The organism is Streptomyces smaragdinus, assembly GCF_009604385.1.
Lineage (GTDB): Bacteria > Actinomycetota > Actinomycetes > Streptomycetales > Streptomycetaceae > Streptomyces > Streptomyces smaragdinus.
The window spans coordinates 14,473-29,554 of sequence record NZ_WEGJ01000056.1; the positions used below are offsets into that span (position 1 = coordinate 14,473).

The following is a 15,082-nucleotide window of genomic DNA, read 5'->3' on the forward strand; positions in this document are numbered from 1 at the left end:
GTACAGATCGCATCAGCCCTGGAGGCTCAAGGTGACGCGCATCAGCTCCGGAGGGCGGCCATGACATCCGTCCTCGTCTGCGACGACTCCCCACTGGCCCGAGAGGCGCTCCGGCGCGCGGTCGCGACCGTGCCCGGCGTCGAGCGTGTGACCACGGCGGCGAACGGCGAGGAAGTCCTCCGCCGCTGGGGCGCCGACCGGTCGGACCTGATTCTGATGGACGTGCGCATGCCCGGACTGGGCGGTGTCGAAACGGTTCGCCGGCTGCTGTCGGCCGACCCGGGCGCCCGGATCATCATGCTCACGGTCGCCGAGGACCTGGACGGCGTGGCCCTCGCGGTCGCCGCCGGCGCCCGCGGGTACCTGCACAAGGACGCCTCGCGCGCCGAGCTGCGGGCCACGGTCACCCAGGCCCTCGCCGACCCGACCTGGCGGCTCGCCCCCCGCCGGCTCCGTTCCGCCGAGATGGGCGCGGCCCCCACGCTGACGGCGCGGGAGATCCAGGTGCTGGAGGGCATGAGTCACGGCCGCTCCAACGCCGAGATCGGCCGCGAGCTCTTCCTCTCCGAGGACACGGTCAAGACCCACGCCCGCCGGCTGTTCAAGAAGCTGGGCGCCTCCGACCGGGCGCACGCGGTGGCCCTCGGATTCCGCTGGGGCCTGGTGCGCTGACCCGCGCGCGGTACGGGCCCCGCCCGTACGAAAGCGGTGCCGACCGCCGTACGATTCGCCGACGCAGCCGTGTACCCGCCCGCCCCACGGGCGGGGCGGCTGGCGGTCGGCGGAGGGCCCCTCGGGCACGTTTCCCGCCGGATGCCGCATGCTGGATGTATGAGGGTCCAAGGGGACTGTTCGGACCGGGAGGGTACGCACGTGGTGGTCGCGTCTGCTCATAACGCTTCGGTCTACAACGAAGATCGTGCACCGGCTGGTGCCTCGGATGCCTCCGGCTCAAGGCACCATGGACGGATGCGCAGCGACAAGACCGAGTCGATTGGCGCCCTGGTCCAGCTCGCGACCGAGGGGGACGAGCACGCCACGGACGAGCTCCTCGGCCTCGTCCACCCGCTGGCCTTGCGGTTCGTACGCACCCGGCTGCAGCGGCTGCCGGGTGACGCCCGGCATTTCACCGACGACCTCGCCCAGGAGGTCTGTCTCGCGGTGCTCTGCGCACTGCCCCGCTACCGGGACACCGGACGCCCCTTCGAGGCGTTCGTCTTCGCCATCGCCGCGCACAAGGTCGCCGATCTGCAGCGCGCGGCCATGCGCTCGCCCGGCTCCACGGCCGTCCCCTCGGACGAGATGCCCGAGCAGGCGGACGACTCCCTCGGCCCCGAGGAGCGCGCCCTGCTGCGCAGCGACGCCGAATGGGCCCGCCGGCTGCTGGCCCGCCTCCCGGCGAACCAGCGGGAGCTGGTGCTGCTGCGGGTCGCCGTCGGCCTCTCCGCGGAGGAGACGGGCCAGGTCCTCGGGATGTCCCCGGGCGCCGTCCGCGTCGCCCAGCATCGCGCCCTGTCGCGGCTGCGGGCGCTGGCGGAGCGCTCGGCCTGACACCGGGCGGACCGGTCCCGGTTGTGCGGCCGGGGGTCCGGGGGTCGTCCCCCGGGGAACGCAGTGCGGCCTTCCTCACCCGAAGGAGGCCGCCAGAAGAGTGGATTCCGGATTAGCTCGTTCCGCCCAGTACCATGGCATTCCGTATCAGGGCAAGACCCACCGGAAGGGTGTCATGACCAGCCACGTCGACGGAGTCCCCGCCAAATTCGCCACTCTCGGGCTGACCTACGACGACGTGCTGCTGCTGCCAGGCGCCGCCGACATGGCCCCCCACGAGATCGACACCGCGAGCCACGTCTCCCGCAACGTCAAGGTGAACGTCCCGCTGCTCTCCGCCGCGATGGACAAGGTCACCGAGGCCCGGATGGCCATCGCCATGGCCCGCCAGGGCGGCGCCGGCGTGCTGCACCGCAACCTGTCGATCGAGGGCCAGGCATACCAAGTCGACCAGGTCAAGCGCTCCGAGTCCGGCATGGTCGCCGACCCGATCACGATCCACCCGGACGCCACCCTCGCCGAGGCCGACGCCCTGTGCGCCCGCTTCCGGATCAGCGGCGTGCCCGTGACCAACGGCGACAACAAGCTGCTCGGCATCGTCACCAACCGTGACATGGCCTTCGAGACGGACCGCTCCCAGCGGGTCCGGGACATCATGACCCCGATGCCGCTGATCACCGGCAAGGTCGGCATCTCCCGCGACGACGCGATGGAGCTGCTGCGCCGGCACAAGATCGAGAAGCTGCCGCTGGTCGACGACGCCGGTGTCCTCAAAGGTCTGATCACGGTCAAGGACTTCGTGAAGGCGGAGAAGTACCCGAACGCCGCCAAGGACGGCGAGGGCCGGCTGATCGTCGGCGCCGCCGTCGGTGTTGCGGGCGACGCCTTCGAGCGGGCCCAGGCGCTGGTCGCCGCGGGCGCCGACTTCATCGTCGTGGACACCGCCCACGGCCACTCGCGACTGGTCGCCGACATGGCGGCGAAGATCAAGTCGAACACCTCGGTCGACGTCGTCGCCGGCAACGTCGCCACCCGCGACGGCGCCCAGGCGCTGGTCGACGCCGGTGTCGACGGCATCAAGGTGGGCGTCGGCCCCGGCTCCATCTGCACGACGCGGGTCGTCGCCGGTGTGGGCGTGCCGCAGGTCACGGCGATCTACGAGGCCGCCCAGGCCGCCCGGGACGCCGGGGTGCCGGTGATCGGCGACGGCGGTCTGCAGTACTCCGGTGACATCGCCAAGGCCATCGTGGCCGGCGCGGACACCGTGATGCTCGGGTCGCTGCTCGCCGGGTGCGAGGAGTCGCCGGGTGAGCTGCTGTTCATCAACGGCAAGCAGTTCAAGTCGTACCGCGGCATGGGCTCCATCGGCGCCATGCAGACGCGCGGCGGGACGAAGTCGTACTCGAAGGACCGGTACTTCCAGGAGGAGGTCAAGTCCGACGAGCAGCTGATCGCCGAGGGCATCGAGGGCCAGGTGCCCTACCGCGGCCCGCTCTCCTCCGTGGTGCACCAGCTGGTCGGCGGGCTGCGGCAGTCGATGTTCTACGTCGGCGGCCGGACGATCCCGGAGGTCAAGGAGAACGGCCGGTTCGTCCGGATCACCGCGGCGGGGCTGAAGGAGAGCCACCCCCACGACATCCAGATGACGACCGAGGCCCCGAACTACAGCCCGCGGCGGTAAGCGCTCAGTAGCCCGTCTCCTCGCGGACCGCGGCGGCGGCCCGGTCCGCGAGAGCCTCCGGGCCGTCGTCGACGGAGATGCTGATCCCGTGCTCGTCGTCCTGCAGCGGCTCCAGGGCCGCCAGCTGCGAGTCCAGCAGCGCGGGCGGCATGAAGTGGCCGGCGCGGGCCGTGAGGCGGCCGGCGATCAGGGACCGGTCGCCGGCGAGGTGGACGAAGTACAGCTCCGGCTCCGCCGCCCGCAGCCGGTCCCGGTAGGCGCGCTTGAGCGCCGAGCAGCTGACCACGCCGCCCCCGGCCCGGTGCGCGTGCGCCCAGGCGCCGATGGCGTCCAGCCACGGCTCGCGGTCGGTGTCGTCCAGGGGCTCCGAGGACTTCATCTTGGTGATGTTCGCCGCCGGGTGGAACGAGTCCGCCTCCCCGTACGGCACGCCGAGCCGGTCCGCCAGCAGGGCGCCGACGGTGGTCTTGCCCGTACCGGACACGCCCATGACCACCACTACCGGCTGCTTGTCGCGCATCTGAACCCCTCGCCGTCCGTTCCCGCTCACCAGCACACTCAAGTCCATGGACCCGGCCCGATCAAGTCCGTGCCCACGGACCGGGCGCCCGGCGCGGGCCCGCCCCGGTCAGGGGATACTGGGTCCGTACACCACAGGAAGGGTTGGTCGTGACAGAGATCGAGATCGGACGGGGCAAGCGCGGACGGCGGGCGTACGCCTTCGACGACATCGCCATCGTGCCGAGCCGGCGCACCCGGGACCCCAAGGAGGTCTCGATCGCCTGGCAGATCGACGCGTACCGGTTCGAGCTGCCGTTCCTGGCCGCCCCGATGGACTCCGTCGTCTCGCCGCAGACCGCGATCCGCATCGGTGAGCTGGGCGGACTCGGCGTGCTGAACCTCGAGGGCCTGTGGACCCGGTACGAGGACCCGGAGCCGCTGCTGGCGGAGATCGCCGAGCTGGACGAGAGCACGGCGACGAAGCGGATGCAGGAGATCTACGCCGAGCCGATCAAGGAGGAGCTGATCGGCCGGCGCATCAAGGAGGTCCGCGACTCCGGCGTGACGACCGCCGCCGCGCTGTCGCCGCAGCGCACCGCGCAGTTCTCCAAGGCGGTCGTGGACGCGGGCGTCGACATCTTCGTCATCCGCGGCACCACGGTCTCCGCCGAGCACGTGTCGGGCGCGGCCGAGCCGCTGAACCTCAAGCAGTTCATCTACGAGCTGGACGTCCCGGTGATCGTCGGCGGCTGCGCCACGTACACCGCGGCGCTGCATCTGATGCGTACGGGCGCGGCCGGTGTCCTCGTCGGCTTCGGCGGCGGCGCGGCGCACACCACGCGGGGCGTGCTCGGCATCCAGGTGCCGATGGCGACCGCGGTCGCGGACGTGGCGGCGGCGCGGCGGGACTACATGGACGAGTCCGGCGGGCGGTACGTGCACGTCATCGCCGACGGCGGCGTGGGGTACTCCGGCGATCTGCCGAAGGCCGTGGCGTGCGGGGCGGACGCGGTGATGATGGGCTCGCCGCTGGCCCGGGCCACGGACGCGCCGGGGCGCGGGCACCACTGGGGCATGGAGGCGGTGCACGAGGACGTGCCGCGGGGGAAGGTGATGAACCTCGGCGCCGTGGGCACGACGGAGGAGGTCCTGCTGGGCCCCTCCCACACCCCCGACGGTTCCATGAACTTCTTTGGCGCGCTGCGGCGGGCGATGGCCACGACCGGGTACTCGGAGCTCAAGGAGTTCCAGCGGGTGGAGGTCACGGTGGCGCGGAGCCGCTGACGCCGGGTCCACGACGCGGAGGGGCGGCACCCGGGATCGGGTGCCGCCCCTCCGGCGTGGGGACGGGGGCCGGGTCAGCCGACCATCTTCTTGGTGACGGAGAAGCCCGCGGCGGCGCCGATCACGTAGATCACGGCGACCATGGCGTCGAAGTCCTCCTTGAAGGCGTCCTTCAGGAGGCTGCTGTGGTCGGTGATGGCCTCCATCACGGAGACGTCGGCCCACTTCGAGAGCATCAGCGCGTAGCCGAAGGCCTGGCCGAGGACGGCGCCGATGATGGTCAGGACCACCGCCACGATCGGCAGCGCGGGGTTGCGGCCGCCCAGCTTGCCGAGCGCGAGGCCCACCAGCAGACCGACGGCGATGGCGGCGTACGAGATGAGCGTGTACTCGCCGTTGTCCTTGGCGGTGGCGCGCATGATGCCGCCGTAGATCGCCGCGCCGACCAGCATGGCGACGACGGCCACCAGGATCGCGACGGCGACGTTGGACTTGCCCTCGGACTCCGGCGTACCGAAGACGCCGTCCGTGGTGGGCGTGACGGACTGGGGCTGCTCTGAACTCATTGGGTTTCCCCCGGGGAGATAGGTACTACACGACCCGCACGGGGACAGGGATACGCGTGTGCGGTCCGTGAACAACGGGCCCAGACGCTAGCAGTTGCACCGTACGTGACAACAACCTTTTAGTCGTACCCGTGACACGAACGTCACACACGTGAGCTCCGGTGGAGACCTGGGGGGCCTACGAGCCCTCCGCGACCCGTTTCGCGACCAGATACCCCTCAGCCCCCGCGACCAGGTAAAACGTCCAATCGTTGCGCCCGAAGACGTGATGCCGCCAGAACTCCAGCGACCCGTCCCACGACCCGATGTACACCGCGGACGCCACCCACTGCCCGAGCATCACGCCCAGCAGCGCCGGCGGCACCGCGAGCAGCGCTACTCTCCGTGCCCGCGCGGAGGTTCCGGCGGCCTTGCCGAGGGCGGCGCCGACGAGCACGCCGGCCGCGAGCGCGAAGTACCCGAGTTCCAGGCCCCGTTCACCGGTGCTCCCCTGCAGCGGGCCCAGGATCAGCGCGCCCAGCACCGCCGCGGCGGCGCCCGCGAGCAGCCCCAGCACCGGGCCCGACCGCCCGTTTCCGCCCGACACGTCACTCATCGCCGCTGTTCTGCTCATACAGCCGAACCGTACGTATTCACTGGATCCGCCGCGCCGTTGTCCCGGTTTGTACTACAGGCGCTGCGCCGCTCCCGTGGGCGAGGCCCCCCGGGAGTCGAGCATCAGCTGTGCCTTCACGGCGAGACCCTGGAGGTCGTACGTGCGGTGCGTCTGCAGCAGCACCGTCAGGTCCGCGGCCGCCGCCGCCTCGTACAGGGCGTCCGCCCGCGGCACCGGATGGCCGTGCACCCGCCACTGCGCGACGTACGGGTCGTGGAACGACAGATGCGCGCCGAGCTCCATCAGCCGCGAGCCGATCTCGTGCGCCGGAGCGCCCTCCAGATCGCCGAGGTCCGGCTTGTACGTGACGCCCAGCAGCAGGACGCGGGCGCCGCGCACCGATTTGCCGTGCTCGTTGAGCAGTTGCGCGCAGCGCTGGGTCACGTAGCGCGGCATCCGGCCGTTGACCTCCTGCGCCAGCTCCACCATCCGCAGCGGGTAGCCGAGGCTGCGGCTGGAGTACGGGAGGTAGTTGGGGTCGATGGCGACGCCGTGGCCGCCGACGCCGGGGCCGGGGCGGAAGGCCTGGAAGCCGAAGGGTTTGGTCTCGGCGCAGCGGATGACGTCCCACAGGTCGATGTCGAGGTCGTGGCAGTACCAGGACATCTCGTTGACCAGGGCGATGTTGACGTGCCGGTAGTTGGTCTCCAGCACCTTCACGGCCTCCGCCTCGCGCGGCCCGCGGGCCCGTACGACCTTCTCGCAGATCCGCCCGTAGAACGCGGCGGCGGCCTCCGTGCAGGCCGGGGTGAGGCCGCCGATGACCTTCGGGATGTGCGCGTAGTCGTGGGTGCGGCTGCCCGGGTCGTGGCGGCCGGGGGAGCAGGCGAGGTGGAAGTCGCGGCCGGCGCGCAGGCCCGAGCCCTCCTCCAGGACGGATCTCAGGAGTCCCTCGGTCGTGCCGGGGTAGGCGGTCGATTCGAGGACGACCGTGGTGTGCGGACGCAACCGGGCGGCCAGCGTGCGCGCCGCCTCGTGCAGCGCGGTGAGGTCCAGCGTGTGGTCGGCGCCGAGGGGGGTGGGGGTGCAGATGACGGCCGTACGGACCCGGCCCAGCTCGGCGGGGTCGCCGGTGGCGCGGAAGCCCGCGCCCAGCATCCGGCGGATCTCGGCCGCCGACAGCGACCCCTCCACCGGCGGGCGGCCCGCCGCCAGCTCGGACACCGTGCGCGGGTCCGGGTCGAAGCCGAGGGTGTCGACGGCCGCCAGCGCGGCGGCCTGGGCGAGCGGGAGGCCGTGGTGACGGAGACCGATCACTGCGAGGTCGGCGGGCATGCTGTCAGCCTAAACGCGAATATGACTGATATTCACTATTTGCATCTTCGGTGGCGGGAAGTTCGCACGGTGGATGCAATGGCGCGGTGGATGCATTCGCCCGGGGCGGACAGAATCGACGGACGGGACACCACGACGTACCGGTGTCCGCCGCCCCGGTGACCCCGGGGGCGCGGGCTCCGGCGGAGCGGAGGCATCGGTGAGGACAGCGACACTCGGACCGGCCGAACGGGGCACGGCCCTCGCACGAATGGCGGAGCGCGAGCTGGACGTCCTGGTCGTGGGCGGCGGCGTGGTGGGCGCGGGCACCGCGCTGGACGCGGTCACCCGCGGCCTGTCGACCGGCGTGGTCGAGGCGAGGGACTGGGCGTCGGGCACGTCGAGCCGCTCCAGCAAGCTGATCCACGGCGGACTGCGGTATCTGGAGATGCTGGACTTCGCCCTCGTACGGGAGGCGCTGAAGGAGCGCGGCCTGCTCACCGACCGGATCGCCCCGCATCTGGTGAAGCCGGTGCCGTTCCTCTACCCCCTGCAGCACCGGGGGTGGGAGCGGCTCTACGCGGGCAGCGGCGTGGCGCTGTACGACGCGATGTCGATGGCCCGGGGACACGGGCGGGGGATGCCGGTGCACCGGCATCTGTCGCGGTCCAAGGCGCTGCGGGTCGCGCCCTGTCTGCGCAAGGACGCGCTGGTCGGGGCGCTGCAGTACTACGACGCGCAGATGGACGACGCCCGCTACGTCGCGACCCTGGTGCGGACGGCCGCCTCGTACGGCGCGCATGTCGCCAACCGGGCGCGGGTCGTGGGCTTCCTGCGCGAGGGCGGGCGGGTCGTCGGCGCCCGGGTGCAGGATCTGGAGCTGGGCGGCGAGTTCGAGGTGCGGGCGCAGCAGGTCGTCAACGCGACCGGCGTGTGGACGGACGAGACGCAGGCGATGGTCGGGGAGCGCGGGCAGTTCCACGTACGGGCGTCCAAGGGCATCCACCTCGTCGTACCGCGCGACCGGATCCACTCCACGACGGGGCTGATCCTGCGCACCGAGAAGAGCGTGCTGTTCGTCATCCCCTGGGGGCGGCACTGGATCGTCGGCACGACGGACACCGAGTGGGATCTGGACAAGGCGAATCCGGCGGCGTCCTCCGCGGACATCGACTATCTGCTGGAGCACGTGAACTCCGTCCTCGCGATCCCGCTGACCCGCGACGACGTGGAGGGCGTGTACGCGGGCCTGCGGCCGCTGCTGGCGGGGGAGTCGGAGGCGACGAGCAAGCTGTCGCGCGAGCACACCGTCGCGCATCCGGTGCCGGGGCTGGTCGTGGTGGCGGGCGGCAAGTACACGACGTACCGGGTGATGGCCAAGGACGCCGTGGACGCCGCCGTGCACGGACTGGACCAGCGGGTCGGGCCGTGCGTGACGGAGAGCGTGCCGCTGATCGGCGCGGAGGGCTACCGGGCGCTGTGGAACGGGCGGGCGCGGACGGCGGCCTCGTCGGGGGTGCATGTGGCGCGGATCGAGCATCTGCTCAACCGGTACGGGGGGATGACGCAGGAGGTGCTCGACCTCATCGCCGCCGACCCGAGTCTGGGCGAGCCGCTCACCGGCGCGGAGGACTATCTGCGCGCGGAGGCGGTGTACGCGGCGTCGCACGAGGGGGCGCGGCATCTGGACGACGTGCTGACCCGGCGGACCCGGGTGTCCATCGAGACGTTCGACCGGGGGACGCGGTGCGCGCGGGAGGTCGCGGAGCTGATGGCGCCGGTGCTCGGGTGGGACACGGGACAGGTGGCCAAGGAAGTCGAACACTACGAGAAGAGAGTGGAGGCGGAACGGGAGTCGCAGCGTCAGCCCGACGACCAGACGGCGGACGCGGCCCGGCTGGGGGCGCCGGAGATCATCCCGCTCTGACGGCCGGACCCCGCGCCCGCGGGAACCGGAGGCGGTGGTTCGGACGTCCGTCCACTGCGGGCCCCGGGCGCCCAAGTGTCGTAGCCATGGGACACAATGGGTGCTCCTGCCGGGGGTGGTTTTGGTAAGGGGACACATGGGCCACGAAGGGGACGGCAAGCTGCTCGCGGGGCGCTACCGGCTGGGCGCCGTGCTGGGCCGCGGCGGTATGGGCACCGTCTGGCGCGCGACGGACGAAGTGCTCGGCCGTACGGTCGCGGTGAAGGAGCTGCGCTTCCCGAGCGCCGTCGACGAGGAGGAGAAGCGCCGCCTCGTCACACGGACGCTGCGCGAGGCCAAGGCGATCGCCCGGATCCGTAACACGGGCGCGGTCACGGTGTTCGACGTCGTCGACGAGGACGACCGGCCGTGGATCGTGATGGAGCTGATCGAGGGCCGCTCGCTCGCCGACGCCACGCGCGAGGACGGACCGCTCACGCCGCGCCGGGCCGCCGAGGTGGGCCTGGCGGTGCTCGACGTGCTCAAGGCCGCGCACGGGCAGGGCATCCTGCACCGCGACGTGAAGCCGTCGAACGTGCTGATAGCCGACGACGGCCGGGTGGTCCTCACGGACTTCGGCATCGCGCAGGTCGAGGGCGACCCGTCGATCACGTCGACGGGCATGCTGGTCGGCGCCCCGTCGTACATCTCCCCGGAGCGGGCGCGCGGCCGCAAGCCCGGACCGGCCTCCGACCTGTGGTCGCTGGGCGGGCTGCTGTACGCGGCGGTGGAGGGGCACGCGCCGTACGACCTGGGGTCGGCGATCGCCACGCTGACCGCCGTGATGACCAAGCCGCTGGACCCGCCGAAGAACGCGGGGCCGCTGGAGGAGGTCATCTACGGGCTGCTGGACAAGGACCCCGAGCGGCGGCTGGACGACGCCGGGGCGCGGGCGATGCTGCGCCGGGTGATCGAGGAGCCCGCGAAGGCGCCGGTCCCGCCGCCGCCGGACGCGACGAAGGTCGTACCGCTGCCGCCGGTGCCCGCCGAGCCGGTGGCCGCTTCCCCGTCGGCGCCTGCGCCGGGGCCCGCCACGCTGCACCGGTCCGGGCCGTCGGCGGCCTCGCTGGTGTCGCGGGTCTCCGAGCTGCCGCGCCGGACGCTCGTGGTCATCGCCGCCGTGGTGGCGCTGGCCGTGCTGGGTACGGTGCTGGCGGTCGCCCTCGGCGGGGGTGACGACGGCGCCGACGGCGCGACGGACAGGCCGACGGCGACCGCGCCGCCGGCGAAGGACACCGGTAAGGAGAGCCCGACCGCGAAGCCCTCGCGTACCGAGGACTCCACCCCGGACCCGGCCGGGCCCGGGAAGGACGACGGCAAGAAGGACAAGCCGAAGAACGATGCCGGCGGCGGCGTCCCCGCCGGCTACAAGACCTTCAGCGAGGGCAAGTTCCAGTTCTCGATAGCGCTGCCCGAGGGCTGGCGCCGCGTCGGCACCACGACCGGGGGCGGCGGCGCCATATTCGCCGCCTCGTCGGGCGGATTCCCGCGCGTCCAGGTCGACTTCACCAGCAGCCCCCGGGGCATGCAGCCCTCCGCCGCGTACGACGCGTGGGCCGCGTCGGAGCCCGGGGTGCGCAGCACGAGCCAGAACTACCGGCGGATCAGTCTGCGTACGGTCGAGTGGCGGGACTATCCCTCCGTCGCCGACTGGCAGTTCACCCGGACGTCGAACGGCACCAAGGTGCGCGTGCTCAACCGGGGGATGGTCGTGGACCGTTCGCACGGCTACGCCATCATGATCAGCTGTCCGGCCGCCGCCTGGAACGGCACACAGTGCGAGGCTCTGCGGAAAGCCGCATTCTCCTCGTTCGAACCGATGAACTGATTTTGCGTGCCGAAGATGCCGAGCCGGGCCCCACGGCCCGGCTCGAGCACGTATTGTGATATCGCGGGGACGTTCCGCATTCGCAATCGCGGGGAATCTGACCGTATTTGACCTGATGTCAATCGGGCCGCGGTGAGAACGCGCTGGTGGGGAGGTGTCGTGGACGAGTACGCAGGCCGAGTGCTCGCCGGGCGTTATCGGCTGCCCCGGCGCCCCGATGACGGAGAGCCACTGGAGACCCGCGCGTTCGACACCTACAGCGGACAGGAAGTCGTCGTCCGCGAGGTGCCGTTGCCCGAGATCGTCGAGGCGGAATTAATCGACGGCGATCAGGGCGGCGCGGCGGGCGGCGACGCCGAATCCGCCGTGGCGGTGCGGCGTGCGCTGGAGACGGCGCGCGCGGCTGCGGCGATCCCCGACCACCCCCGGCTCGACCAGGTCTTCGACGTGTTCGAGGACGGCGGCAGCATCTGGATCGTGAGCGAGCTGGTGCCCGGCCGGTCGCTGGCCTCGATCCTCGGCAGGCGCTCCCTCAGCCCGTTCCGGGCGGCGGAGGTCGCCGCCGACATCCTCACCGCGCTGCGGGCGCTGCACGCACACGGCTGGGCGCATCGGAACATCACGGCGCGGACGGTCCTGGTCTGCGACGACGGGCGCATCGTGCTGAGCGGGCTGGCCGCCGGCGCCGCACAGGACGCGCTGTGCGGGTACGACCCGCTGCCCCCGCCCCCCGGCTGGGGTCAGCCGCCGCGCCCGGCGGGGAGCCCGGGGCCGCCGCCCGGCGGGGTGCCGTCCCGGCCCATGGGGCCGGACGGGCGGGTGCCGGAGCTGCCGGGGCCGGCGAGCGGGTTCCTGCCGGCGGCCGGTTCCTCCGGGGTGCCCCGGCAGCAGGGGCTGGCCGACCGTCTGTTCGCCCAGGCCCAGCAGCCGCCCAACGGGCGCGCCGCCCTGGAGGAGGACGGCGCCGCCGCCCGCGCCCGCCAGTCCGCCGCCGCCACGTACCGCGCCGGTACGCGGGCCGCCGCCGCCCGGATCGCCGGCGGGCCCTCGTACACCGACCAGGTCGACACGGGGGAGCACCCGCTGCCCACCCACGGCCCCTCCCTCGAGGAGGGCGGCCGGGGCACCGCCACGTTCGGCGGGAGCCTGCCCGGGCCGCGTCCCGGCGCGTCCATCAGCGTGCCGGTCGCGTCCGCGCCGCAGCCCGTCGACCCCGGCGTCCGGCGGGAGGACGACGACGCGCCCTCCCGGCGCGGGCCCCGGACCCGGCTCGACGCCGAGCGGGCGCGGCAGACGCGGATGCAGATCGTCGGCCCCGTCACGGAGCGCTGGGCGCCCGAGCAGGCCGGTCCCGTGCACGAGCACTGGCAGCTCGCCCCGCCCGTCGGCCCCGCCGCCGACCTCTGGGCGCTGGGGGCGCTGCTGTTCCGCGCCGTGCAGGGGCATTCCGCGTATCCGGAGGAGAGCGCGTTCGAGCTCTGCCAGCTGGTGTGCGCGGAGCCGCCCGCGATGGCGGAGGAGTGCGGGGCGCTGCGTCCCGTCGTCGAGTCGCTGCTGCGTCAGGACCCCACCGAGCGGCCGGACTTCGAGGAGCTGCGCGGCTGGCTGCGCTCCCTGATCCGGACGGCCCCCGAGCCGGACATCGGCAGCCGTACGGTCACGGTGCCGCCGCAGGCGCCCCGGCGCTCCGACCCGCGCCGGCTGCCCATAAAGCGCCGCCGCGGCGAGCTGGTGCGCCGCCGCCGCAGGGGGCGCGACGCGATGGAGCCGCTGGTGTCCACGCAGGGCGCCCGGCACAAGAGGTCTCCGTCCAAACGCCCCCGGCGCGGTGCCCGCAGCCTCGGCCGGTGGCTGATCGCCCTGGTGTTCGTGGCGATGGTGGCCGCGATCGCCGTCGCCGCGCTCCTCATGCCCAAGGCCCAGGACGACGGGTCGAACGGCCAGCAGCGCCGCCAGTCGGTCACCGGCGGGGGGCCGGACCCCGGGCAGTCCGACAAGCCCGAACGGCAGGAGGAGCAGGGCGGGAAGAAGAAGGCGTCGGCGGACCCGACCCGCCTCGACCCCGGCCAGCTGCCCAAGGGCTTCGCCATGCGCAAGGACGAGGACGGCTTCGAGGTCGCCGTACGCAAGGACTGGCAGCGCCTCGGCCACACGCCGGCCGGCGCCGTGCGGTTCGCCAGCCCCGACGGGCGGTACGAGATGCTGGTCGCGCCCGGTCGGGACACGGTGGAGAAGTACGGGTCCGACCCCATGGACTACCAGCTCGACAAGGAGCCGGAGCTGGCCCCGTACCGGGCCTCCGCCTGGGGCGAGATCTCCGGGACGAACACCATCACGGTCGGCACCCGGCAGGAGGCCGTCGGCACCTTCACCTGGCAGGACAGCGGCGGCGTCGAGAAGCTGGGGCGTAACTTCGCGATGATCGTCGGCGGGCGGTATCACGTGGTGTTCGTCTCCGGCCCCATCTCCGACCGGCGTTCGCTGGACGTCTTCTACCAGCAGGCGGCCAACACGTACACGCCGAAGGGCTTCTGATAGACACAGCCGCATGACTGACCTGCAGCGGCGGCTGGGCGTGACGGACGCGGTTCTCATCGGGCTCGGCTCCATGCTCGGCGCCGGTATCTTCGCGGCGCTCGCCCCCGCCGCGCGGGCGGCCGGCTCCGGGCTGCTGCTCGGTCTCGCGGCGGCGGCCGTGGTCGCGTACTGCAACGCCACGTCCTCGGCCCGGCTCGCGGCGCGGTATCCGGCCTCGGGCGGGACGTATGTGTACGGGCGGGAGCGGCTGGGGGAGTTCTGGGGGTATCTGGCCGGCTGGGCGTTCGTCGTGGGGAAGACGGCGTCGTGCGCGGCGATGGCGCTGACGGTGGGGTCGTACGCCTGGCCCCGGTACGACCACGCGGTGGCGGTCGCCGCGGTGGTGGCGCTGACGGCGGTCAACTACGCCGGGGTGCAGAAGTCGGCGTGGCTGACGCGGGGGATCGTGGCGGTGGTGCTGGCCGTGCTGGCGGCGGTGGTGGTCGTCTGCCTCGGGCAGGGCTCCGGTGCGCGGCTGGACGTCGGCTCCGACGCGTCCTTCGGGGGCGTGCTGCAGGCGGGCGCGCTGCTGTTCTTCGCCTTCGCGGGGTACGCGCGGATCGCCACGCTGGGGGAGGAGGTCCGCGACCCGGCCCGGACGATCCCCCGCGCGATCCCCGTCGCGCTGGGCATCACGCTGGTCTGCTACGCGCTGGTGGCGGTCGCGGTCCTGTCGGTCCTGGGCCCGTCCGGCCTCGCCTCGGCCCCGGCCCCCCTGGCGGACGCGGCCCGCGCGGCGGGGGCGGACTGGCTGGCGCCGGTGGTCCGCGTGGGCGCGGCGACGGCGGCGCTGGGGTCGCTGCTGGGGCTGATCCTGGGGATCTCCCGTACGACGCTGGCCATGGCGCGTGACGGCCACCTGCCGCGTGCCCTGTCGGCGGTGCACCCGCGTTTCGCGGTGCCGCACCGGGCGGAGGTGACGGTGGGGGTGGTGGTCGCGGTGGTGGCGGCGTTCGGGGATGTGCGGGGGGCGATCGGGTTCTCGTCGTTCGGGGTGCTGGTGTATTACGCGGTGGCGAACGCGTCGGCGTGGACGCTCACTCCTGCGGAGGGCCGCCCGGCGCGGTGGGTTCCGGTGCTCGGCTTCGCGGGATGCCTGCTGCTGGCGTTCGCGCTGCCGTGGGTGTCGGTGGTGGCGGGGGTTGGGGTGTGACTGTGTCCGTGATGGTCGTGAGCGTGTTTCTTGCCTGAACGCAGCGTCCGTACCGCCGAGAACACC

General features: G+C 72.8%; 12 protein-coding genes. 8 read left to right on the forward strand and 4 right to left on the reverse strand.

Annotation, left to right across the window (positions count from 1 at the left end; translation table 11 throughout):
- The first annotated feature begins 60 nt into the window (after positions 1–60).
- The 3 genes from SRB5_RS33380 (at position 61) to guaB (ending at position 3,232) form a co-directional block, all read left to right on the forward strand.
- Complete coding sequence (locus SRB5_RS33380) at positions 61–672, forward strand: response regulator transcription factor (protein WP_003948568.1); 612 nt, start codon at positions 61–63, stop codon at positions 670–672.
- A 297-nt stretch (positions 673–969) separates the two neighbouring features.
- On the forward strand, positions 970–1,551 hold the full coding sequence (gene shbA / locus SRB5_RS33385; protein ID WP_323378914.1) for an RNA polymerase sigma factor ShbA: 582 nt from the start codon (positions 970–972) through the stop codon (positions 1,549–1,551).
- 175 nt (positions 1,552–1,726) lie between these two features.
- Positions 1,727–3,232 carry an IMP dehydrogenase gene (gene guaB / locus SRB5_RS33390; protein ID WP_153457243.1) on the forward strand — a complete coding sequence of 502 codons (1,506 nt, stop codon included), beginning with the start codon at positions 1,727–1,729 and terminating at the stop codon, positions 3,230–3,232.
- Positions 3,233–3,236: 4 nt separating this feature from the next.
- Here the strand turns inward: guaB and SRB5_RS33395 are convergent, their stop codons facing one another.
- On the reverse strand, positions 3,237–3,752 hold the full coding sequence (locus SRB5_RS33395) for a gluconokinase (protein ID WP_153457244.1): 516 nt from the start codon (positions 3,750–3,752) through the stop codon (positions 3,237–3,239).
- A gap of 149 nt (positions 3,753–3,901) precedes the next feature.
- Between SRB5_RS33395 and SRB5_RS33400 the strand changes: the two genes are divergently transcribed.
- Positions 3,902–5,017: a GuaB3 family IMP dehydrogenase-related protein gene (locus tag SRB5_RS33400; protein ID WP_323378915.1), complete on the forward strand. Its 1,116-nt coding sequence runs from the start codon at positions 3,902–3,904 to the stop codon at positions 5,015–5,017.
- Positions 5,018–5,091: 74 nt separating this feature from the next.
- Here the strand turns inward: SRB5_RS33400 and SRB5_RS33405 are convergent, their stop codons facing one another.
- The 3 genes from SRB5_RS33405 to SRB5_RS33415 form a co-directional block, all read right to left on the reverse strand.
- Positions 5,092–5,583: a hypothetical protein gene (locus tag SRB5_RS33405; RefSeq protein ID WP_153457246.1), complete on the reverse strand. Its 492-nt coding sequence runs from the start codon at positions 5,581–5,583 to the stop codon at positions 5,092–5,094.
- Between the two features lie 178 nt (positions 5,584–5,761).
- Positions 5,762–6,196: a hypothetical protein gene (locus SRB5_RS33410; RefSeq protein WP_228390647.1), complete on the reverse strand. Its 435-nt coding sequence runs from the start codon at positions 6,194–6,196 to the stop codon at positions 5,762–5,764.
- Positions 6,197–6,250: 54 nt separating this feature from the next.
- Entirely contained in the window at positions 6,251–7,513 is a 1,263-nt protein-coding gene (locus SRB5_RS33415; protein ID WP_153457247.1) for a nucleotide sugar dehydrogenase, read from the reverse strand.
- A gap of 199 nt (positions 7,514–7,712) precedes the next feature.
- Between SRB5_RS33415 and SRB5_RS33420 the strand changes: the two genes are divergently transcribed.
- The 4 genes from SRB5_RS33420 (at position 7,713) to SRB5_RS33435 (ending at position 15,016) form a co-directional block, all read left to right on the forward strand.
- Positions 7,713–9,419: a glycerol-3-phosphate dehydrogenase/oxidase gene (locus SRB5_RS33420; RefSeq protein WP_323378916.1), complete on the forward strand. Its 1,707-nt coding sequence runs from the start codon at positions 7,713–7,715 to the stop codon at positions 9,417–9,419.
- A 136-nt stretch (positions 9,420–9,555) separates the two neighbouring features.
- On the forward strand, positions 9,556–11,286 hold the full coding sequence (locus SRB5_RS33425; protein ID WP_153457248.1) for a serine/threonine-protein kinase: 1,731 nt from the start codon (positions 9,556–9,558) through the stop codon (positions 11,284–11,286).
- Between the two features lie 159 nt (positions 11,287–11,445).
- Entirely contained in the window at positions 11,446–13,821 is a 2,376-nt protein-coding gene (locus tag SRB5_RS33430) for a protein kinase domain-containing protein (RefSeq protein ID WP_323378917.1), read from the forward strand.
- A gap of 13 nt (positions 13,822–13,834) precedes the next feature.
- On the forward strand, positions 13,835–15,016 hold the full coding sequence (locus tag SRB5_RS33435) for an APC family permease (RefSeq protein ID WP_153457249.1): 1,182 nt from the start codon (positions 13,835–13,837) through the stop codon (positions 15,014–15,016).
- Positions 15,017–15,082: the final 66 nt, after the last annotated feature.